This is a genomic window from Mesorhizobium sp. WSM4847 (genome assembly GCF_055811335.1).
The window spans coordinates 191,426-212,843 of the sequence record NZ_JBVVPY010000001.1; the positions used below are offsets into that span (position 1 = coordinate 191,426).

Here is a 21,418-nt window from a genome sequence, read left to right on the forward strand (position 1 = left end):
TCAGTCCTTCGTTTCCGCGCCCGGCGGATCGTCCTCGATCCGGGCGTAGAGGTAGTGGTCCTGCCAGATGCCGTTGATCCTGAGATAGGATCGGAGAAGTCCTTCGCGCCGGAATCCGGCTTTTTCAAGCACGCGGATCGACCGGGCGTTGTCGGGAATACAGGCAGCTTCGATCCGGTGCAACCTCAGCGTATCGAAGGCGAAGCGCGTCACCACCTTGACCGCGTCGGTCATCAGGCCACGGCCGCTGTAGCGCTCGCCGATCCAGTAGCCGATATGGCCGCTTTGCGCGACGCCGTGGCGGATATTGCCGAGGGTGATTCCACCTACAAGCTTGCCGTTGCCTTTGTCGAAGATGAAGAAGGCTATGGCCGTTCCCTGCGCATAGTCTTCGCGATAGCGGCTGAGGCGATGCCGCCAGGCCGTGCGGTCGAGCTCGTCGGGGTTCCAGCGCGGTTCCCACGGCTCCAGGAAGGCGCGGCTTTCCCCGCGCAGCACCGACCATTCACGATAGTCGTTGGTCAGCGGCACGCGCAGCGTGACCCGGTCACCCTTCAGTGCCGGCAGGTCACGGCGAAAGAAAGGGAGCGCGAACATGACGCTTTGATGGACTTAGCCGGCGAGCTTTCGGGCCGTGGTCTGCGTGCCCGAAAGCGACTCGAGGACCGCCTCATAGGGAGCGAGCGTGCCCACCGGTCCGACGGCAGTCAGCGTCGGCTTGGTCGAAAACAGCCGCGACGACAGGTCCGTCAACCGCTCGACCGTCAACGCCGACAGCCGTTCCATCAGCTCTTCCTTGGCGATCGGCCGGCCGAACAGAAGCATTTGCCGGGCGATCTGCGAGGCGCGGCTGGCTGGGCTTTCGGCAGACATGATCAGGCCTGCACGGTACTGGGCGCGTGCCCGGTCGAGTTCCTCCTGCAGGATGTTCTCGCCGACCTTCTGCAACTCGCCGATGACCACCGGCACCAATTCGGCGATATCGCTCTGCCCGGTCGCGGCATGGACGCCGAATATGCCGGTATCGGAAAAACCCCAGTGGAATGCATAGACCGAATAGCACAGCCCGCGCTTTTCGCGGACCTCCTGGAAAAGACGCGACGACATGCCGCCGCCAAGGATCATCGACAGGACCTGCGAGGCGTAGAAGTCGCGTACATGATAGGCGCGGCCCTCGAACCCCAGCACGATCTGCGCGTCCATCAGGTCGCGGTCCTCGCGGAAATCGCCGCCGACATATTGCGCATATTGCGGCATGGTGTTGTCGGACTTGCTGCGGAAACCGCCGAGATGCTTCTCGACCTCGCGCACGAAGTTGTCGTGCTTGATGTCGCCGGCGGCAACGACCACCATGCGCTCGGCGCCATATTGCCGTTCGATGAATTTGTGCAATTGCTTCGAGGTGAAGGATTTGACGGTTTCCGGCGTGCCGAGGATGGAGCGGCCGATCGTCTGGTGGCGGAAGGCCGTCTCGGTGAAGTGGTCGAAGACGACGTCGTCGGGTGTATCGTGTGCGGCGCCGATCTCCTGCAGGATCACATGCTGCTCGCGCTCCAGCTCCTGCGGGTCGAACTCGGATTCCTGCAGGATGTCGGACAGGATATCGACGGCCAGGGGCACGTCGTCGCTCAGCACCCTGGCATAATAGGAGGTGGTCTCGACACTGGTGGCGGCATTGATCTCGCCGCCGACATCCTCGATTTCGGAGGCGATCTCGAAGGCGCTGCGCCTTCTGGTTCCCTTGAACGCCATGTGTTCAAGCAGGTGGGCCATTCCGTGCTCTTCGCTACGCTCATTGCGAGCGCCTGATTTGATCCAGGCGCCAAGAGCGACGGATTCGAGGCTTGGAAGGGTTTCGGTGGCGACTGTCAGGCCGTTCGACAGACGGCTTACCTCAACACCCATATAGCTGATACTCCCTAATTTGCCGCCCGCGTGTGGCGGCTAACATAATCTTCCACCATTTTCAGGTCGGATGGAAGTACCGTGTATTTTTCCTCTGAAGTCATCAACCCGCCTAGCCATGCGGGCAGGGCAGGCGACACGCCGCTGGACGCTTCGACGGCGGCGGGGAACTTTGCCGGATGGGCGGTGCCCAGCACCACCATCGGCACGGCATTGGTGGCTTTTGCAACCGCAACGTGCATGGCCGCGGCCGTGTGCGGGTCGAGCAGATAGTTGCTGGCTGCGAGCGTCGAGCGGATCGTGGCGGCGACTTCGTCCATGGTCGAGCGGCCGGCGTCGAATTCGGAGCGGATCCTGGCGATCTCGCCGGCTTCGATGGTGAAGGCGCCGGACTGCTTGAGGCCGCTCATGTAGCGCCGCACGGTAGAGGCGTCGCGGCCGGCCGCCTCGAACAGCAAGCGCTCGAAATTCGAAGAGACCTGGATGTCCATCGACGGCGACGTGGTCGAAAAGACGCCTTTCGTGCGGTACTCGCCGCTCGACAGCGTGCGCGCCAGAATGTCGTTGTCGTTGGTTGCGATGATCAGCCGCTCGATCGGCAGCCCCATCTTCTTGGCGGCGTAGCCGGCGAAGATGTCGCCGAAATTGCCGGTCGGCACCGTGAACGAAATCGGCCGGTCGGGCGCGCCGAGCGACAGCGCCGATGAGAAGTAATAGACGATCTGGGCCATGATGCGGGCCCAGTTGATCGAATTGACGCCGGACAGCGATACCCGGTCGCGAAAACCGTGATCGTTGAACATGTCCTTCACCAGGCCCTGACAATCGTCGAAATTGCCTTCGACCGCCAGCGCATGGACATTTACGGCGATGGACGTCGTCATCTGCCGCTGCTGCACCGGCGAGACCCGGCCGTGCGGGAAAAGAACGAAGATGTCGGTGCGGTTGCGCCCGGCGAAGGCATCGATGGCGGCCCCGCCGGTATCGCCGGAGGTGGCGCCGACAATGCTGGCGCGCTGGTTGCGTTCGGCAAGCACATGGTCCATCAGCCGGGCGAGAAGCTGCATGGCGACGTCCTTGAAGGCAAGCGTCGGGCCATGGAAGAGTTCCAGAATGAACACGTTCGAGCCGGTCTGCACCAGCGGGCAGACCGCCTCGTGACGGAACGTCGCATAGGCTTCGCGCACCAGGCGTTCGAACACCGGCATCGCGATCTCGCCGCCGAGAAACGGCGACAGCACGCGGATGGCGAGGTCGGGATAGGCAAGGCCGCGCATCGCGCGGATCTCAGCTGCCGAAAACTGCGGCCAGGTTTCAGGGACATAAAGTCCGCCATCGCGCGCCAAACCCGCCAGCACAGCGTCGGAAAATCCAAGCACGGGCGCTTCCCCGCGGGTACTCACATAACGCATCGTCATGTTCCATTGCTGCCGGGCGGTATTGTCCGCGGCAAAGTGGTTAATTTCCGTACTTGCTCAGTCGCATTTTTGCCGCGCGGTTGATATACGTCACCCGCTTTGCGAGAGGGAAGTGCAGTTCATGGCGTTTCATACATTTAACGGTCGTTTTGTCGCGGGTCTGGCGCTCGCCGGCTTTATGCTTACCGCCGCCGGCTGCCAATCAGGCGGCAGCAGCATGCTGGGCTTCGGAAAGAAGGACACGACACCGCCACCACCGCCGGACCCCAAGGTTCTCGCCAGCCAATTGCTGGCCTATTGTCCGAAAGTGACGCTGCGCGACGGCACCGCCTTCTTCAATACCTATGCCAAGGGCAGTCAAAAGCTCAAGAAAAAAGCCGCCACCCTGGATGCGGAAGCTGCTGCGCTTGACGCGAGCAGCGGCCAGCAGGATGATTCCGCCAAGATCGTCTATCAGGCCTCGATCACCGATGTGACCCGCGACTGCATCCGCGCCAACGGCTCGCTGACGATGAAGATCGCCGTCGCCGGCAAGGTCGTTCCGGGACCGATGTTCAGCCCTGGCACCATCACCATGCCGATCCGTATCGCTGTGATGCATGGCAAGGAGGTCCTTTACTCGCAGCTTCACCAACATCAGGTCCAGGTTACCAATCCCTCGAGTGCCACCCAGTTCGTCTTCACCGATTCGAACGTTGTCGTTCCCGAACCCACCGCGCGGGACTATCAGGTGTTCGCCGGCTATGACGAAGGCCCGCCGAAGAAGACTGACAAGAAGGTTGCCGCGGCCGAATAGCCGCGGCTTTGGATCTGCGCGTCCATTTGGACGCCTGCTTCACGCATCCGCCGACCACTCCGACAGGGCGGAGATCACGCTTTTCAGTTCCGCCCAGCGGCGGATGACCGTTTCGGCGCCGGCCTCGGTCAGCGCGTCGGCATGGCCGGGATAGCTGTGCGCCGCTCCGGTGAAGCCGATCACACGCATGCCGGCTGTCCTGGCGCCGGTCACGCCATGCACGGAATCCTCGATGACGAAGGTGTTCGCCGGATCGGCCTGGAGCTTTGCCGCGGCAAAGAGAAACACGTCGGGCGCCGGCTTGGATTTTCCGCTAGGTGTTTCCAGCGAGGAAAAAATCCGGCCGCTGAAAAACGGCAGCAGATGCACCTTCTCCAACATGAATTCGATCCGCTCGGTGCGCGAATTCGAGCAGATGCAGCGCGGCGCCGTCACCGCGGCGACCGCCTCGTGCACCCCGTCGACGGCGCGCACGTCGCTGCGCAGCCGGCGGTCGACCAGGTCTTCGGCGCGATCGATCAGCGAGGCTTGGAATGGGACGCGGGATTTTTCCTCGACCCGCATCATGATGTCCTTGAAGGTCAGCCCGGCATAGGTCTCGGAAATCTCCTCGGCCGATATCTCGTAGCCGGCCGACGTCAAAAGCTCGGCCTCGATGCGCGCGGCGATGATTTCGGAATCGACGAGCACGCCGTCGCAATCGAAGATGACAAGGTCTGGCTGGGGCATAGCGATCCGAAAAGCGGGAGGGAGGAGGCTGGGACGGTTCAGGCGGCGCGGCATACACCAACAGGCGGATCTTCGCAAATTACCCGGGGTCCGCACCCTCGGCCTTCACCGAATATTTACGCTGATCGGTAACCATAACAGGGAGTAAACAGTAACGCGTGCTTTGGGTGTCACAATGTCTGCCGTGCGTCTTCTCGACGAGCTTTCCCATGCTCCCCAGCAATCCGAATGGCTCGATACGATCCTGAAGGGCGATTGCGTCGCCGCGCTCGACCGGCTGCCCGAAAAATCCATCGACGTGATCTTTGCCGATCCGCCCTATAATCTGCAGCTCGACGGCGATCTGCACCGGCCCGACCAGTCCAAGGTCGATGCCGTCGACGACGACTGGGACCAGTTCGCAAGTTTTGAGGTCTACGACGCCTTCACCCGGGCCTGGCTGCTGGCGGCGCGCCGCGTGTTGAAGCCCAACGGCACCATCTGGGTCATTGGCTCCTACCACAACATTTTCAGGGTCGGCGCCAAGATGCAGGATCTGGGGTACTGGATCCTCAACGATGTCGTCTGGCGCAAGACCAATCCGATGCCGAATTTCCGCGGCCGCCGCTTCCAGAACGCCCATGAGACGATGATCTGGGCCTCGCGCGATCAGAAGGGCAAGGGTTACACCTTCAACTACGAAGCGCTGAAGGCGTCGAACGACGACATCCAGATGCGGTCCGACTGGCTGTTTCCGATCTGCACCGGCGCTGAGCGCCTCAAGAACGAAAATGGCGACAAGCTGCATCCGACGCAGAAGCCCGAAGCGCTGCTCGCCCGCATCATGATGGCCTCGACGAAGCCCGGCGATATCGTGCTCGATCCCTTCTTCGGCTCCGGCACCACCGGCGCCGTGGCCAAGCGCCTCGGCCGCCATTTCGTCGGCATCGAGCGCGAGCAGGCCTATATCGACGCCGCCAACGAGCGCATCGATGCAGTCCGGCCGCTGGACGGCGCTGCTCTTACTGTGCTTACCGGCAAGCGCGCCGAGCCGCGCGTCGCTTTCGTCAGCCTCATCGACACCGGGCTGATGCTGCCGGGCGCCACGCTCTACGACGCCAAGAAGCGCTGGGCGGCCAGGGTGCGCGCCGACGGCACTGTGGCGGTCGGCGGCAGCGCCGGATCGATCCACAAGATCGGCGCGGAAGTGCAGGGGCTGGATGCCTGCAACGGCTGGACCTTCTGGCACTATGAGCGCAGCGGCGGCCTGACCCCGATCGACGAGCTTCGCCGCATCGCCCGCCTCGGCATGGAGCGGGCAGGGGCCTGACGATAACCGCTACAGAGGTCTCGTTGCACATCGTTCTCATGCGGCGCGCAGGCCGAGGTAACGAACCATCGGGTCGAAGTCTCGGTCATCATGCAACAGCGCGTGTCCGCCCAGGATGCAGAACGTGCCGATAATCATATCGACTGTCCTGCGGATGGTGATGCCCCGCGGAGCAACGCGACTTCGCGACGGAGTGGCGGAGCTAACCGAAGCGAATCGTGCCCGGAACGGGTCTTCGGCTTACGCGTTGCAACATGGAGGTGACGGCGCGCGTGCATCACGACGCGCGGTTGGGTTCCCATCCAATTGTTGCCGCGATCGGACATGCGAAGCGCGCCGCAGTCATCGAAGAAACGCCCATACATTCGTCATGTCCGCGGCGATGGGAGTGCTGGCACGACGTCGATCCAAAGGAAAGTAGATGAGTGCGTTCTCTCTTTCATCGGACGGGAAACTTGCGATAACGGCGAGCGAGATGTCGTCCAAAAATGACTTCGACTATTTGGTGGGCAACTGGAACATCAGGAATCGCACGTTGAAGGAACCGCTGGCCGGCAGCGACGAGTGGGAGGAATTCGACGCGACCTAGGAGTTCCGCCAAATCCTAGTGGGTTTGGGCAACTTCGACATTTTTCAAACGGAGTTGGGAGGAAAGCCGTTCGAGGGCCTCACCGTGCGATTGTTCGATCCAAAGACGCGTCTCTGGACGATCTACTGGGCCGACAGCAACGCGGGCAAACTCGACGACGGAAAGGTGGGCTCGTTCAATGGCGACGAAGGCGAATTCTTCGGCCGTGAGGTTGTGGCCGGCAAGGACGCTATCGTGAAATTCCACTGGGATAAGCGCAACCCGAAAACCCCGATTTACAGCCGTGCGTTCTCCGCTGATGCAGGCAGAACGTGGGAATGGAATTGGTACTCGAAGTTTTCACGACGGTGACTGACTGAGTTGGCCCAAACTAAATACCGCTCCTTCGCGTGGAGCCAAACTAAATACCGCTCCTTCGCGTGGAGCCAAGAGGAATCCCGAGCCGGACTCTTATGTCAGGTGGGTACCACTAGCGCGGGTAGCCGGTTCGGGTTTTCGGCGCCGCCGGAGGATCACGGTGAGCGATTCCCCAGGAAGAGTTATTGACCTTTGCCCACCGTTTCTCGAATGCTCGATTCTCTTATCCATCGGAGACCAGATCCATGAAAGCTCTTGCCTCGCCGTTTGTCGCCGCCCTCGTCATGGGTTTGTTGGCCTCTCCGGCGATTGCGCAGAACACCGGCGCAGAAAACCAGCTTGATGCGGTTATCAAGAACGGCAAGCTGCGCGTCTGTACGACCGGCGACTACAAGCCCTTCACCTTTCATGACAAGCCCGCGAACAACTACCAGGGCATCGATATCGATCTCGCAAAATCTCTGGCAAGCTCACTAGGGGTCGAGGCGGACTTCGTGGCGACTACCTGGAAAAAATTGCTTGCCGATTTTACGACCGGCAAGTGTGACATCGCGATGGGCGGTATTTCGGTGACCTTGGAACGCCAGAAGCAGGTGTTCTTCAGCGAGCCCTATCTCGTCAATGGCAAGGCACCGATTGCGCGCTGCGAGGACGAGGCGAAATTCCAATCGATTGCCGACATCAACAAGCCGGATGTGACTGTGATTGTTAATCCCGGCGGGACCAATGAGAAATTCGTGCGTGAAAAACTCAGTGACGCTAAAATTGAGATCTACCCGGACAACGTCACGATCTTCCGCCAAATCCTTGACGGCAAAGCCGATATCATGATCGCCGAATCGGTCGAAACCGAGTTGCAGGAGAAACTTCACCCCGGCCTTTGCGCGATCAACCCCGAGAAGCCGCTCCAATATGGCGAAATGGGTTATATGCTTCCTGAGGGTGCCGTTGTCTTCAAGGCCTATGTCGACCAATGGTTGCATCTTGCCAAGGCGACGGGTGAGTTCGATCGCATCTACGCTTCTCACGTCAAGTAGCGCCCGAGACGGATCCAATGGCAGCGCCGTGGACCGCGCGTCTCAGCGACTGCGGTCAGGCCCGTCGCAGTGATCACACTCTGACCCCCAGGCGATCGAGGTCCGCCTCGAGTGTCTTTGCGTCGGTGAACAGCACCGACTGCCAGCCGGCCGCCTTGGCGCCGTCGACATTCTTCTGGCTGTCGTCGATGAACAGCGTGGCCGCGGGCTCGAGGCCGAACGCGGCGACGTGATGGTCGTAAATGCCGCGATCCGGCTTGATCATGCCGATCTCGCCCGAAATGGTCACACCGCGCGGGCGGTTGAGGAAGTCGAAACGCTGCCGGGCTTCGGCAAGCGTGTCGGACGCAAAATTGGTCAGCATGGTGACGTCGTGGCCGCTCTCGATCAGCTTGTCCATGAGCTGGACGCTGTCGTCATAAGCGTGCGGCGTCATCTCGTGCCAGAGGCGGCGGAAGTTGCGGATGTTTTCGGCGTGGTCCGGGTATTCGGCGATCAGCAACGCCTCGGCCTCTTCCCAGGTGCGGCCGCGGTCCTGCTCGATGTTCCAGTCATGCGTGCAGACATTGTCGAAAAACCACTTTCTCTCCTCGGCATCCGGAATGATACGGCTGAACGGCAGGTTCGGATCGTAGTGGATCAGCACTCTGCCGATGTCGAAAACGATGTGGCGGATTTCGGTCATTCTTGTCCTCGTTCAACGCAGTTCAAATGGGGCGACGTGGGCAATTCAATGTGCGCGCTGCTTCTTCGTCGCGCCCGGTATCGCTGCTTCGATTACCTTTTTCATGACGGTGGGCAGTGCTTCGCCGGAAATTTCGTCGGCCAGCGACCAGAAATGACCCGCTGGGGCGGCGACATCGGCCATCGCTTTGAAGATTTCGAGTTCGAGCGCGAAATGGGTGAAGACATGGCCAATCTTCCCGGCTGGCCGCCAGTTGCCGGGGAAGGGCGCCGCCGCCGCTGTGGTGCCGCCGTCGATCCGCGTGTTCCAGCCGGTCGTCGGCACTTCGGTCATGCCGCCGAGCAGGCCCTTATCCCCACGTTTGCGCAACAGGATGGCGCCATCGCCGCGTACGGCAACGAAAGCAGCCCCGCGCCGCAATGGTTTCTCGCCCTTCGGCAGGCGGACAGGGAAGCGTTGGGCATCGCCGGAAATAATGGCGCTGCAATCCTCGCGCAGCGGGCAGAGCCCGCAGCGCGGCCGCCGCGGCGTGCAGATCGTCGCGCCAAGATCCATCATCGCCTGGGCGAAGTCGCCCGGCCTGGTCGCTGGAACCATGCGCTCGACATAGGTGCGTATGTCGCCCTTGGCCTCGCTCAGCGGCGTGACGATCGAAAACAGCCGGGAAACCACCCGCTCGACATTGCCGTCGACGACCGCGGCGGGCTGGTCGAAGGCGATCGCGGCGATCGCCGCCGCCGTGTAGGCGCCGATGCCGGGCAGCTCTCTCAAGCCAGCTTGCGTATCCGGAAACCTGCCGCCTTGCCGCGCGACGAGATTGGCGCAGGCCTTGAGATTGCGCGCGCGGGAATAATAGCCGAGTCCGGCCCAGGCCTTCATGACATCTTCGGTCGCTGAAGCGGCCAACGCCTCGATATCGGGCCATTTCTCGACAAAGGCCCGGAAATAGGATTTTACGGCTTCGACCGTGGTCTGCTGCAGCATGACTTCGGAAAGCCAGACCCGGTAGGGATCGGGTCGTATGCCGCGTGCCAACTCGCGCGGCGCAATGCGCCACGGCAAGTCGCGATGATGCGCGTCGTACCAGGCGAGCAGGCGGGACGCGATCTCGCCACTTTCTCCGGATGCGGCTTTGCCGCTGTCTACGGATGCGGTCTTGCGGGTCTGGTCGTGCAGTGCCATTGATCGAGGACTGGCCTAACCGATGCATGGTGAAGGTCGTGACTGGAGAACGCACATGGCAGGGAAAAGGCCCTTCGGCAATCCCGTTCCGGTGAGTGATCTCGCAACCCAGATCCTCGATCCGGTGCTGCGCAAGCGAGCCGGCATGTCGATCGGGCTCGTCCAGTCATGGGAGGAGATTGCCGGGCCGCGGCTTGCCAGCCGTTCGCGCCCTGAAAAGATCCAGTGGCCGCGCCGAATGCATGAAGATGATCCGTTCGAGCCGGCGGTGCTGGTCATCGCCTGCGAAGGCATGGCGGCGCTCCATCTGCAGCACGAGACCGGCGAGATCATCAACCGGGTCAACGCCTTCCTCGGCTTCAACGCTATCGGCCGGATCAGAATCGTGCAAAAGCCGGTCACGGTTGACAAAGGGCGGCTTAAACCAAGCATCCGGCCGCTGACCGCGGCCGAGAAGGTGAAGCTGTCAGGCACTGTCGGAATGATCGAGGATGATGGGCTGCGCGCCTCGCTGGAGCGGCTCGGCGCCACCGTTCTCGGTCAAAAGAAAACATAATCTCGCGCTTTCGTGATCGCATAGCCAAGTTTTGGCGATTGGAATGGGGACGGCGATGCCTTAATTCGCGCCAACTCTCGCCTTTTCTAGCCTTTGCATTGCAAAATCCAACCATTGTCAGGTGATTCGTATGCTCCGTCTTTTGTCCCGCAGAAACCTCCTGTCGTCACTGGCCGCCATTCCGGCGGTGGCTCTGCTCGCCGCCTGCAGCGACTCGGGCGAGAAAGCCGTGGCGGAGGATGTGAAGCCTGCGGCCCCCGCCGATGCGATGAAGCCGGCCGATCCGGCAAAGCCGGCCGCTCCGGCCGCGGCCAAGGCGCCTGAGGCCCAGGGCACGGTGGACATGGCTGCCTTGCTGAAGCCCGGCGCACTGCCCGACATGCAGCTCGGCAAGGACGACGCGAAGGTCGCCATCGTCGAATATGCCTCGATGACCTGCCCGCACTGCGCGCATTTCCATGAAACCACGCTCCCGACGCTGAAGACGAAATACATCGATACCGGCAAGGCCCGCCTTATCCTGCGCGAGTTCCCCTTCGATCCCAGCGCCGAGGCCGGTTTCATGCTGGCGCGCTGCTCCAAGGACAATTATTTCCCAATGGTGGACGTTCTGTTCAAGCAGCAGGCGAACTGGGCAGGTGTCGCCAATACCAAGGACGCCCTGCTGCAAATCTCCAAGATGGCCGGTTTTACACAGGAGTCGTTCGAGGCCTGCTTGACGGACCAGAAACTTCTGGACGATGTGAGGTCGGTCCAGAAGCGCGGCGCCGATGAATTCAAGGTCGACTCGACGCCGACCTTCTTTATCAACGGGAAGACCTACAAGGGGGCGCTGTCGATTGAGGAAATCTCGGCCATTATCGACCCTCTGCTCTGACGTCTCGGCAGCGCCGAAGCGGCTGCGCTTCGGCGTGCGCAACTTTTTGTTGCGCCGCGAGTTCTTGTCGCCAAACCGCGGAACACTTTTGCAGAACCCGCTTTTGGGGCGGCGCGAATGAAATTCTCGCGCCTTCGCCTGCTCGGTTTCAAGTCGTTCGTCGAACCCGGTGAGTTCGTCATCGAACGCGGCCTGACCGGCATCGTCGGCCCCAACGGCTGCGGCAAGTCGAACCTTGTCGAGGCGCTGCGCTGGGTGATGGGCGAAAGCTCGTACAAGAACATGCGCGCGTCCGGCATGGACGACGTCATCTTTTCCGGTTCCGGAACGCGTCCGGCCCGCAACACCGCCGAAGTCACGCTTTTCCTCGACAACAGCGACCGTAGCGCGCCCTCGGCCTTCAACGACGCGGACGAGTTGCAGGTTTCGCGTCGCATCGAGCGCGAGGCGGGTTCGCTCTACCGCATCAACGGCAAGGAAGCCCGCGCCAAGGACGTGCAGCTGCTTTTCGCCGACCAGTCGACCGGCGCCCGTTCGCCCTCGATGGTCGGGCAGGGCCGCATTGGCGAGCTGATCCAGGCCAAGCCGCAGGCGCGTCGCGCGCTGCTGGAAGAGGCGGCCGGCATTTCGGGTCTGCACACACGTCGCCACGAGGCGGAACTGCGTCTGAAAGCGGCCGAACAGAATCTGGAACGGCTGGACGATGTCGTCGGCGAGCTGGAAAGCCAGATCGAAAGCCTGAAGCGCCAGGCTCGTCAGGCCTCGCGCTTCAAGAACCTGTCGGCCGATATCCGCAAGGCTGAAGCGACGCTGCTGCATCTGCGCTGGACGCTGGCCAAGACGCAGGAAGGCGAGGCGCGCTCGGCGCTGGCGATCGCCACGGCACTGGTCGGCGACCGCGCCGCCGCCCAGATGGCTGCCGCCAGGGAGCAAGGGATCGGCGCCCATCGGTTGCCGGACCTGCGCGACGCGGAAGCCGCCGCCGCTGCCGCCTTCCAGCGCCTGTCGATCGCCAAGACGCAGATCGAGGAAGAATCGGGCCGCATCCGCGCCCGGCAACTGGAGCTCGACCGCCGGCTCCAGCAGCTCGACGGCGACATCGTCCGCGAGGAGCGGATGGTCCGCGACAATGCGGATATTCTTGAGCGTCTCGCCGCCGAAGAAACTGCGCTCAACACCGAGAACGCCGGCGCCGCCGACCGCGAGGCCAGCACCCGCGCGGCGGTCGAACAGGCTGCGTCGACGCTTGCCGCCAGTGAAGCCAAACTCGCCGGGCTGACCGCCGAACGGGCGGAGGCCGCCGCTTCCCGCAACCAGATCGAACGAACGCTGCGCGACACCGCGGAGCGCCGCGACCGTTTCGCCCGCCAACTCGCCGATGTCGACCGGGAATTGTCCGATATCGCCTCCAGGGTCGCCGGCCTGGCCGATCCTGCCGAGAAGCAACTTCTGGTTGAACAGGCGCTGGCGCTGCTGGAGGAAACCGAAGCCGCGGCGATTGCCGCCGAACAGGCTGTCGCCGAGGCGCGCGTGGCGGAGAGCGCCGCCCGCCCGCCGGTTCAGGATGAAAAGGCCGAGCTGGCGCGAATCGAAACCGAGGCCCGCACGCTGGCCAAGATCCTGAATGCCGCGAGCGGCGACCTCTTCCCGTCCGTGCTGGAGCAGATCAGCGTCGAGCGCGGCTACGAGACGGCGCTGGGCGCGGCCCTTGGGGAAGATCTCGACGTGCCGCTCGACCGCAGCGCGCCGGTGCATTGGGGCCAAAGCGAGGTCCAGCCCGGCGACGCCGCTCTGCCCGAAGGCATCAAGAGCCTTGCCAGCGTCGTCCGCGCGCCGGCGCAACTCGCCCGCCGATTGGCGCAGATCGGCATCGTCGACGCTGCTGAGGGAAGACGGTTGCAGGCGCAGCTTGCTCCCGGGCAGCGGCTGGTCAGCCGCGAAGGGGCGCTCTGGCGTTGGGACGGTTTCACCGCCAGCGCCGACGCGCCGACCGCCGCCGCGCAGCGGCTGGCGCAGAAAAACCGGCTGTCCGAGCTCGACGCCGAGGCGGTCCTCGCGAACCGCATCCTGCGCCAGGCCGAACAGGCCCTTGCCCATGCCGAGCAGGCGCTTGCCCAAGCGAGCGAGGCCGAGCGCAATGCCCGTCAGGCCGGGCGTGATGCCCAGCATGGGCTGGACGCCGCCCGCAACGCGCTGGCCGAGGCCGAAAAGGCCGGCGGCGAGCTGTCGAGCCGACGCGCCGCACTTGACGAGGCGCGCGCGCGCGTCGTCGACAGCCATGAAGAGACGGCCGCGGCTTTCGTCGAGGCCGAGATGCTGCTGCAAAGCGCTCCCGATCTCGGTGATCTGCAGTTGCAGCTCGATCAGTCGGCCGCCAACGTCGCTCGCGACCGCGCCACCCTTGCCGATGCCCGCGCGGTCCACGAGGGCTTGAGGCGGGAAGCCGAAGCGCGCACGCGCCGCCTCGACGCCATCGGCGCGGAACGCCGCAACTGGCTGGAGCGCGCCGAAAACGCCTCGACGCAGATCGCCGCACTCGGCGAACGCAAGGCCGAGGCCGAGGTCGAGCGCGAAAGGCTGGCCGACGCACCCGACGAGATCGACGCCAAACGGCGCGCCTTGCTGTCGCAGCTTGCCGAAGCCGAAAGCCTGCGCCAGGCCGCCGGCGACCGGTTGCAGGAAGCGGAAAACAAGCAGTCCGAACTGGACAAGGCCGCGACATCAGCGATCCAGTCGCTGGCCGAGGCGCGCGAAACCCGAGTCCGCGCCGAAGAGCGGCTGACCGCTGCCGATGAAAGACGGCTGGAGGTCGAGGCGCGCATCCAGGAAACGCTGAACACGCCGCCGCATCTGGTCATCCGCCACACCGGCCTGGAGGCCGACCGCCCGATGCCGGAGATGACTGAGATCGAGCGTCAGCTCGACCGGCTGAAGATCGAGCGCGAGCGGCTCGGCGCCGTCAATCTGCGCGCCGAGGAAGAGCAGAAGGAGCTGTCGGACCGGCTGGAGACCATCGTTTCAGAACGCGAGGACATCATCGAGGCCATCCGCAAGCTGCGGCAGGCGATCCAGAGCCTGAACCGCGAAGGCCGCGAACGGCTGCTGGCTGCCTTCGACGTGGTCAATGGCCATTTCCAGCGGCTGTTTTCGCATCTGTTCGGCGGCGGCACGGCGGAACTGCAACTGATCGAGTCCGACGATCCGCTCGAGGCCGGTCTCGAAATCCTCGCGCGGCCACCCGGCAAGAAGCCGCAGACGATGACGCTGCTTTCCGGCGGCGAGCAGGCGTTGACGGCGATGTCGCTGATTTTTGCCGTGTTCCTGACCAATCCCGCGCCGATCTGCGTCCTCGACGAAGTCGACGCACCGCTCGACGATCACAATGTCGAGCGTTTCTGCAATCTGATGGACGAAATGGCGGCCACCACCGAGACGCGCTTCGTCATCATCACGCACAACCCGATCACCATGGCCCGCATGAACCGGCTGTTCGGGGTGACCATGGCCGAGCAGGGCGTCAGCCAACTCGTGTCGGTCGACCTGCAGGCGGCCGAGGCCCTGCGCGAGGCGAGCTGACGCGTCGACGCACAGCTTGTCGGTAGCGCCTATTGGGGCTTTCGGCTAAAACACGAATTGGACTGGGTCGGTTCCGTTCATTCTGATGAGCGTTTTGATGTTGCCATGATCCTCTCCGAAATCGATCTCGATTTCGCGATCATGTGCCAGCATATGCATGGAGAACCTTGTTGCCTGTACTTGTCACCGGAGCCGCAGGATTCATCGGCAGCCATGTTTGCCATCATCTCCTGAGCAGGGGGGAAGCGGTCGTCGGCGTCGACAACATGAACGACTATTACGACCTGGCGCTCAAAAAGGGGCGCCTCGCCCGCTTGCAGCCTTACAAGGATTTTTCATTTCACCAGATCGACATCGCCGAACAGGGCGCTCTTGCCGACGCTTTGGCCGGGCAAGGCATAGTCAGGATCGTCCATCTCGCCGCTCAGGCGGGTGTGCGCTATTCACTCGACAATCCGAGGCTCTATGTCCGTTCCAATGTTGTCGGCCATCTCGAAGTGCTCGAATTCTGTCGCGCGCAGCCCGCATTCGAGCATCTGGTCTATGCCTCGTCTAGCTCGGTCTATGGCGGCAACCGCAAGGTGCCGTTCAGCGAGACCGATCAGGTCGACAAGCCCGTCTCGCTCTACGCCGCCACCAAGAAGTCCGATGAATTGATGAGCCACACCTACGCCCATCTCTTCGGGGTGCCGCAGACCGGTTTGCGATTTTTCACCGTCTACGGTCCCTGGGGCCGGCCCGACATGGCCTATTGGATATTCACCAAGGCAATGCTCGAAGGCAAGCCGATCCGGGTGTTCAACAATGGCGAGATGTGGCGCGATTTCACGTATGTCGAGGATGTGGTGAGAGCTGTCGTTGCCGTGCTCGACAAGCCGCCATCGGCTGAAGTTCCGCCGAGCAGGCTCTACAATGTCGGCAACAACCGGCCGGTGCGGCTCGGCGATTTCATCGCCACTCTGGAAAAACTGCTCGGCGTAAAAGCGATCCGCGACAGCGAGCCGATGCAAAGCAGCGATGTCGAGCGGACCTATGCCGACATGACTGCGCTGGAGCGCGATTTCGGCTTCAAGCCGAGCGTTTCGACAGAAGACGGACTGAAAAAATTCGTCGACTGGTACCGGTCGGAATGGGCTGGATCAACGACAAGGTGACTGCGGCCTGCGGGTCGTCGCGGTGCGCGCCTTTCTTCCTACGACCCCAAGGCCTCGAATCGTCACGGCCATCACTGTCATCCTCAAATAGAAATGGATGATTCCTGAAATTCCACTCACCTGAAAGACAAGTGACGGTGGTTCTGGGACATCGACTTCGGCATCGGTGAAGAGATTGGGAAACAGCCGTTCCCTGAAATCGAGAGGAAAAGCGATCCGGACCGGTGCCTTCGGAGTATCAGATTTCAGGAAACCGCGGTCGACGAGTTCCGACAACGTGTTCCGTGCCGTGCGCTCGGATGTCTTCAGCACCAAATTGGCCTCGCCACGCGGCAGCCTGCCGTGCCGCAATACCGCCGCCACCAGATCAGGCGCCCGTTTGTCGTCAACGATATCCTTCACCAAGGCGCGATAGCGGGCCTCAAGCCGTCTGAGGTCGAACATGGTGATCGAGAACCGCACCTGGTCGAGCGCGACTGTCAGGAACCATTCGACGAAATCCTTGAGTGCTGATTCCGAAAGATTTCCTCGGCCGTCGCGGTCGCCCCGTCTGGGACTGTCTGCGTAATCCATCATGCTCTTGTATTCGCCGCGATCTTTCAACCCACGAGCGAGTCCACGAGATATCGACCATAGGCCATTGCCGCCGATTCCGGCCTTGAGCGCCATAGCGTGAGACATCAGGCGACTGACGCGGCCGTTGCCGTCTGGAAAAGGGTGGATATAGTTGAGGCGGTGATGAGCTGACGCAATCGCGATGATGCGCAGGCTGGCCTGCTTTTCGGTCATCGCGTACCGTTTCTCGAAGTGCTCCATAAAGGCCAACACCCAGTCAGACGATGGCGGCTGATGGCGGCCAACAACAACATCATGCTCTGGAGACGACCGGAACTCGCCAGGCACGATCTCGGCCCTGGTGCCGTCGGGTTTGTCGACGAACCGGAATTCCTCCGGCATCTCGTCGTAGAAGACGCGATGAACCCGCCGGATGAAATCGATCGAAGTCGGGCTCGGCAACTCCCCACGCAAACCGAGGCCGTCAATCATCCTCTGAACTTCGACATGCGCCTTGGCCTCCAAGGGAGAGATCGGCGTTCAGGGTCAATCTCGGCTCCGGCCAATGCACTCTCGATGTCCCGAGGTCGGGCGTTGTGACCTTCGATCAAATTCGAATAGTAAGAATTCATGACGCGCACGAGATCGGCCAGTTCGGCAGCCGATTCCGGATGCAGGGCTCGTCCGAGTTCAACGGCCGCCTTTTGCGTCTCGATCGCGAGATCGGCCAGGACGGTCGGTACGCGTCGTCAAAAACAGCCGCTCAATGCGGGTAGGTGTTTCAAGCATTCTTGCCGATCTCAATCGTCTCTCAATCACCTGCAATGTAAGGCATTTGAGGCCATAAGTCAGCACAATTGCCGATATCGGTTGCCGATCTCAGGCCGGCGATCAAGCCGCGAACCCGAAATGTCCCAAGTGGGCGGCCGGGCAGGGCGCGACTGGCTCCTGGAAATCATAAGTTGCCGAGCGGCGCCAGACGGTCGCGCCATCGCAGACGAACCGCTTGCCCGGGCGAGTTGTCCGCGTGTCTTCGTCGACGGTTCTCGATTGATTCCTCCAGCCGTTTGCGGCGAACCGGTCGTCGCCTCCATTCGAAGCCCCGCAGCTTCGAGCAGCCGGATGGGCTCTGCAGGTCAGCCCTTCCGTAAACCAAGCCCAAGGGCGCGAAGCGATAGATTCAATTCACGCGTGTCTCAATGGCTTGTTATCGCCTCAGCCCACTCATGAAGGTCTTTACACGGGCAGGGTCGACCTGGTTCCACCAGACGCCGTCATGCTTCAGCGCGCTGGCGATGATGATCCCATCGACGATGCCTAGGATATCGTTGGCATTGTCGGGCGTCACGCCGCTGCCGACCAACGTCGGCAGGCCGGCGGCCTCTTTGATCATGCTGATATAGCTCAGATCCGCAGTGTGCCCGGTGCGTTGACCGGTCGCAATGATGGCGTCGGCGTCGAAGAAGACCAGATCCTTGACCAGTTCCTCCACCGGGCGGTCGGCAACGATCGCGTGCGCGCCGTGCTTGACATGAGCATCGGCGAAGACGCGGATGCCGTTGGCGCGCAGCCTGGCGCGGTAGCGTGCTGCGCGACCGGACTCCCCCTCGACAAAACCCTCATTGGCGACATAGGCATTCGCCCATTGATTGACGCGGATAAAGCCCGCGCCGGAGGCGCTGGCGATCGCAAGGGCAGGGATCGCGGCGTTAGCGAGCACATTGATGCCGATCGGCTTGCCGAACTCGCGGCGGATACGGTCGGAAATAACCGCCATATAGGCCGCTGTCTCCGGTCCGATATTGTCAGGTTTGGCAAACGGGATGTCGCCATGATTCTCGACGATCACGCCGTCGCATCCGCCATCGAGATAAGATCTCGCATCGTCCAGACCGCGCTGATAGATCGCCTCGACCGCCTCGCCGTCATAGCGCGGCGCGCCGGGAAGCGGCGACAGGTGAACGACGCCGATCACCACCTTGGTGCGGCCGAAAAGTTCTACGAGCGCGTCGCCGCCTGATTGACCGAGTTGGGTCATGAGAGCTCCGTTTGATCGATGAGCGCCGCCATTTCAGACGCGGAAGGACAGGATATCAATGTGCCCGGGCGAGTCACCGCAATTGCGGCAGCCGCGAGCGCGAACTTCAGCGCTGGGGCAACCGACATTGCCTTGGCAAACCCGCCGGCCAGACAGCCGCAAAACACATCGCCGGCGCCGCTGGTGTCGAGCGCCTCGACACGTGGTGCCGGCAAACGAAACGATCCTCCCTGGTCCGGGCCAAGGGCGAGACAGCCTTCCGCACCGAGCGTGATCACGACTGTCTCGGCGCCTTTGGCCGCCAGCGCGTCGGCGGCGGCTGCCATGTCATCCTGGCCGGTCAGCGCTTTCGCCTCGGATTGATTCACCACCAACACCTGCGCCAGGCCGAAGTCAGGCAGAGCCGCCGCATCGATAGGGCTGGCATTCAGGACGGTGCGCGCGCCATTTTCCTGTGCTGCCCGCAGGCAGGCATCTATCGCGGGGCCTCGCAGGTTTCCTTGGCAGACAACGATGTCGCCAGACGCGATTCGGCCCGCAAGTGCGGTTTGTGCGATCGGATCGAACGCCTCGCTGCAGGCGACGCCGCTGACGATGAAGTTCTCGCCGCCGGCCCCAATGACGATGGTCGAGCGGTCGCTTGGCAGGTCGAATTCAATCGCCTCGAGGTCAGACAACTCCCTGTCGAGGCGGCTCCTGATCCATGCGCCTGCGCGGTCCTTGCCGAGCGCCGTCCAAAACGTTACCGCAGCACCCGTGCGCGCGGCGGCAACCGCCTGGTTTGCTCCCTTGCCGCCGAGGCCGTCGGCGTAGCTGCTGGCATTCAAAGTCTCGCCGGCGGCAGGGAAGCGGCCGACGCGAAAAATCGTGTCGACGCAGGCATTGCCGACGACATGGACATGCATCGCTCAGCTCTCACCGATCGCCCAGCTCAGCATCTGCTCGAACAGGGTTTTGTAGCCTTTCCAGGCGATGAACTCCGGTGGCAGCCAATGCGGCCCGACATCGGACGTCCAGGCCACAGTGCGGCCCTTGCCATAGTGACCGGTGACGAGCAGCGGCAGCGAGCCATAATCCGACGACACGGTTGCCAGGACTTCCGCCCCGTCTTTCAGCGTCACCTCGTTGAAGCCGAGCAGGACTGGCCAATCCGACCCGAGACCCCTGAGGATCGGATGGTCCGAGGAGCCTTTCAGGACAGGCGAAAACCCTTCCGGCACCTCGACGCGGTCGTCGAAGGCGAGGCAGCTCACCGGCAACACCTCCTCGACCGGCGTCTTGCGATAGCGCGCGCCGCCATTGATGCCCTGGAAGCTATAGTAGCCGCCGAACATCAAAAGCCCGCCGCCGTCGCGCACATAATCGCGCAGCAGCCGCAGGCGGTTCGGCGTCGGCTTGGAGTGAACCCAGGTGTCGGGATGCAGAAGCAGCGTGTTGGCGCCGATGTCGGAGAGCACCACCGCGTCATAGGCCGAAAGCGCCTCCTTTGTTTGCGGAAAGCTGCGCTGTGCCTCATGAGCCGGCATGAAGGTCACGTCGAAGTCGGTCGCTTTCAGGGCCGTCAGCAATTCGTCCGCCCCGGTGTGGTAGGTGACCGTCGGAAACTGGTCGAAGCCTTTGATATGGGTGGCGGTCGACACCCAGGATTCACCGGCAAGCAGGATCTTTTTCTTGGACATTTGAACTCCGTCGTAAGTCTCAGCCGTAAGTCTGGGCTTGATTCTGCCGCGAGAACACGGCTTTCGGATTGGCGATCAGCATGCGGTCGATGGCTGGCTGCTCGACGCCATGCCGTTTCAGGCGCGGTATGAAATGCTTGAGGACGTAGACGTAAGCGGACCAGTTTCCGCTGTTTACAGGGAATTTACAGAGAATCTACGTGTTCTTGAGTACGACGAAGGGGCGAAAAAGGTCAGTTTTATTATAAAATTCAGTCAGTTAGAGTTTCCGATGCCGGTTTTCATAGCAGGGAATTGCAACAAGCAATTAATTCGGCGAAACCCGCCGGGTTTCCTACAAAACTGAAATTCAATCGGAAGACGAGAGTTTCAAACCTCTCTCTCAGCACCAGACTATCCCGTTGACTGGGAACAATTATCTGATTTTCTTGGTCTTTTTGCCGCCTGTCTGGTGCACAGGCCGTCGCAATGATGAACTGTGCGCAGAGAGCCGGGGGAGGCACCGCATTAGCCCAAGTGCGGATTGGCAACCTGACGCGAAAATCGTCGCATCGCTCTTTTTTTGGTCGGCCAATCTATGGTGGGAATTTGCGAGTGTTTTTTGCTGTGAAAAACGGGGTTGGAGTTCTTTACGAAACCGTCGATCGCCATTTTGATAGAAATGGAAATAGCCTCCGAGTCGCGCTCTTTATCAGGCGACCGAGAATAGGTCTTAATTACCCCATTTCCGGGAACCAAAAACAGCGGATCAGAAAAGAAAGATCGAGGTCTAGTTTTCGTGCTGGAGCAGGTTGGTCGTCGAGGCATAGTACGAGGAAAATATGAGCCGGTTCAGAGAGTTGGACCCAAAGAGCTTTTCCGATTACCCCGTTGAAGCGCCCATCCGGCTCGTCCTTGCGGCCAGGATCGCGTTTCCCGATGGATCAATGGGAGTCAAAGGTCTTCGAAAGGAGCGCGACGCTGGTCGCCTTACCAC

At 62.0% G+C, this 21,418-nt stretch carries 19 protein-coding genes and 1 pseudogene; 8 read left to right on the forward strand and 12 right to left on the reverse strand.

Translation table 11 applies throughout. The annotated features are described in order from the left end of the window. From AC0L28_RS00975 to thrC, 3 genes are read right to left on the reverse strand one after another with little or no spacing between them, the layout of a single operon-like run. The gene (locus AC0L28_RS00975) at positions 1-597 is read right to left on the reverse strand and encodes a GNAT family N-acetyltransferase (protein WP_091595953.1); all 597 of its coding nucleotides are present in this window, start codon (positions 595-597) and stop codon (positions 1-3) included. A 15-nt stretch (positions 598-612) separates the two neighbouring features. Continuing rightward, positions 613-1,905 carry a M16 family metallopeptidase gene (locus tag AC0L28_RS00980; RefSeq protein WP_023799302.1) on the reverse strand — a complete coding sequence of 431 codons (1,293 nt, stop codon included), beginning with the start codon at positions 1,903-1,905 and terminating at the stop codon, positions 613-615. A gap of 14 nt (positions 1,906-1,919) precedes the next feature. Beyond that, on the reverse strand, positions 1,920-3,317 hold the full coding sequence (gene thrC / locus AC0L28_RS00985) for a threonine synthase (protein WP_023799301.1): 1,398 nt from the start codon (positions 3,315-3,317) through the stop codon (positions 1,920-1,922). A gap of 127 nt (positions 3,318-3,444) precedes the next feature. On the opposite strand from thrC, the gene AC0L28_RS00990 reads away from it, so the two are divergent. After that, complete coding sequence (locus AC0L28_RS00990; RefSeq protein WP_023799300.1) at positions 3,445-4,119, forward strand: hypothetical protein; 675 nt, start codon at positions 3,445-3,447, stop codon at positions 4,117-4,119. A 39-nt stretch (positions 4,120-4,158) separates the two neighbouring features. Here the strand turns inward: AC0L28_RS00990 and AC0L28_RS00995 are convergent, their stop codons facing one another. Further along, positions 4,159-4,848 (reverse strand): HAD family hydrolase, encoded by a 690-nt coding sequence (locus tag AC0L28_RS00995; RefSeq protein ID WP_027152381.1) that lies wholly within the window; start codon positions 4,846-4,848, stop codon positions 4,159-4,161. A gap of 175 nt (positions 4,849-5,023) precedes the next feature. Between AC0L28_RS00995 and AC0L28_RS01000 the strand changes: the two genes are divergently transcribed. Further along, complete coding sequence (locus AC0L28_RS01000; RefSeq protein WP_023799298.1) at positions 5,024-6,157, forward strand: site-specific DNA-methyltransferase; 1,134 nt, start codon at positions 5,024-5,026, stop codon at positions 6,155-6,157. Between the two features lie 36 nt (positions 6,158-6,193). On the opposite strand, the pseudogene AC0L28_RS01005 reads toward AC0L28_RS01000, so the two are convergent. Next, positions 6,194-6,325, reverse strand: a pseudogene (locus tag AC0L28_RS01005) (type II toxin-antitoxin system VapC family toxin); the annotation flags it as partial. 439 nt (positions 6,326-6,764) lie between these two features. Between AC0L28_RS01005 and AC0L28_RS01010 the strand changes: the two are divergent. Both AC0L28_RS01010 and AC0L28_RS01015 read left to right on the forward strand, forming a co-directional pair. Next, entirely contained in the window at positions 6,765-7,097 is a 333-nt protein-coding gene (locus tag AC0L28_RS01010; RefSeq protein ID WP_023802722.1) for a hypothetical protein, read from the forward strand. 251 nt (positions 7,098-7,348) lie between these two features. Continuing rightward, entirely contained in the window at positions 7,349-8,140 is a 792-nt protein-coding gene (locus AC0L28_RS01015) for a transporter substrate-binding domain-containing protein (protein WP_023802723.1), read from the forward strand. A gap of 73 nt (positions 8,141-8,213) precedes the next feature. Here AC0L28_RS01015 and AC0L28_RS01020 read toward each other — a convergent pair whose 3' ends face one another. Together AC0L28_RS01020 and mutY are read right to left on the reverse strand one after the other, a co-directional pair. After that, positions 8,214-8,825: an HAD family hydrolase gene (locus tag AC0L28_RS01020; protein ID WP_023802724.1), complete on the reverse strand. Its 612-nt coding sequence runs from the start codon at positions 8,823-8,825 to the stop codon at positions 8,214-8,216. Between the two features lie 45 nt (positions 8,826-8,870). Further along, a complete protein-coding gene (mutY, locus tag AC0L28_RS01025) occupies positions 8,871-10,007 on the reverse strand; it encodes an A/G-specific adenine glycosylase (protein WP_473475029.1) in 1,137 nt (378 codons plus the stop codon). A 55-nt stretch (positions 10,008-10,062) separates the two neighbouring features. Here mutY and AC0L28_RS01030 point away from each other — a divergent pair, with 55 nt between their 5' ends. The 4 genes from AC0L28_RS01030 to AC0L28_RS01045 all read left to right on the forward strand — a co-directional run bounded on the left by AC0L28_RS01030 (position 10,063) and on the right by AC0L28_RS01045 (position 16,170). Continuing rightward, complete coding sequence (locus tag AC0L28_RS01030) at positions 10,063-10,563, forward strand: DUF721 domain-containing protein (protein WP_473475030.1); 501 nt, start codon at positions 10,063-10,065, stop codon at positions 10,561-10,563. A gap of 130 nt (positions 10,564-10,693) precedes the next feature. Then, complete coding sequence (locus AC0L28_RS01035) at positions 10,694-11,440, forward strand: DsbA family protein (protein ID WP_023802727.1); 747 nt, start codon at positions 10,694-10,696, stop codon at positions 11,438-11,440. A 117-nt stretch (positions 11,441-11,557) separates the two neighbouring features. Continuing rightward, complete coding sequence (smc, locus tag AC0L28_RS01040) at positions 11,558-15,016, forward strand: chromosome segregation protein SMC (RefSeq protein WP_473475033.1); 3,459 nt, start codon at positions 11,558-11,560, stop codon at positions 15,014-15,016. A gap of 170 nt (positions 15,017-15,186) precedes the next feature. Then, positions 15,187-16,170, forward strand: coding sequence for an NAD-dependent epimerase/dehydratase family protein (locus AC0L28_RS01045; protein WP_473475035.1), 984 nt, complete (start codon positions 15,187-15,189; stop codon positions 16,168-16,170). Here the strand turns inward: AC0L28_RS01045 and AC0L28_RS01050 are convergent. The 5 genes from AC0L28_RS01050 to AC0L28_RS01070 form a co-directional block, all read right to left on the reverse strand. Beyond that, a complete protein-coding gene (locus AC0L28_RS01050) occupies positions 16,156-17,217 on the reverse strand; it encodes a Fic family protein (RefSeq protein ID WP_473475037.1) in 1,062 nt (353 codons plus the stop codon). The genes AC0L28_RS01045 and AC0L28_RS01050 overlap by 15 nt on opposite strands. Positions 17,218-17,932: 715 nt before the next feature. Then, the gene (locus AC0L28_RS01055) at positions 17,933-18,763 is read right to left on the reverse strand and encodes a BtpA/SgcQ family protein (protein ID WP_473475039.1); all 831 of its coding nucleotides are present in this window, start codon (positions 18,761-18,763) and stop codon (positions 17,933-17,935) included. Continuing rightward, positions 18,760-19,668 carry a PfkB family carbohydrate kinase gene (locus AC0L28_RS01060; RefSeq protein ID WP_473475041.1) on the reverse strand — a complete coding sequence of 303 codons (909 nt, stop codon included), beginning with the start codon at positions 19,666-19,668 and terminating at the stop codon, positions 18,760-18,762. The genes AC0L28_RS01055 and AC0L28_RS01060 overlap by 4 nt, the downstream gene beginning before the upstream one ends. Before the next feature lie 3 nt (positions 19,669-19,671). Beyond that, on the reverse strand, positions 19,672-20,442 hold the full coding sequence (locus tag AC0L28_RS01065; RefSeq protein ID WP_473475043.1) for a glutamine amidotransferase: 771 nt from the start codon (positions 20,440-20,442) through the stop codon (positions 19,672-19,674). Positions 20,443-20,461: 19 nt separating this feature from the next. Then, the gene (locus tag AC0L28_RS01070; RefSeq protein WP_473475387.1) at positions 20,462-20,638 is read right to left on the reverse strand and encodes a phosphotriesterase family protein; all 177 of its coding nucleotides are present in this window, start codon (positions 20,636-20,638) and stop codon (positions 20,462-20,464) included. Positions 20,639-21,418 lie beyond the last annotated feature (780 nt).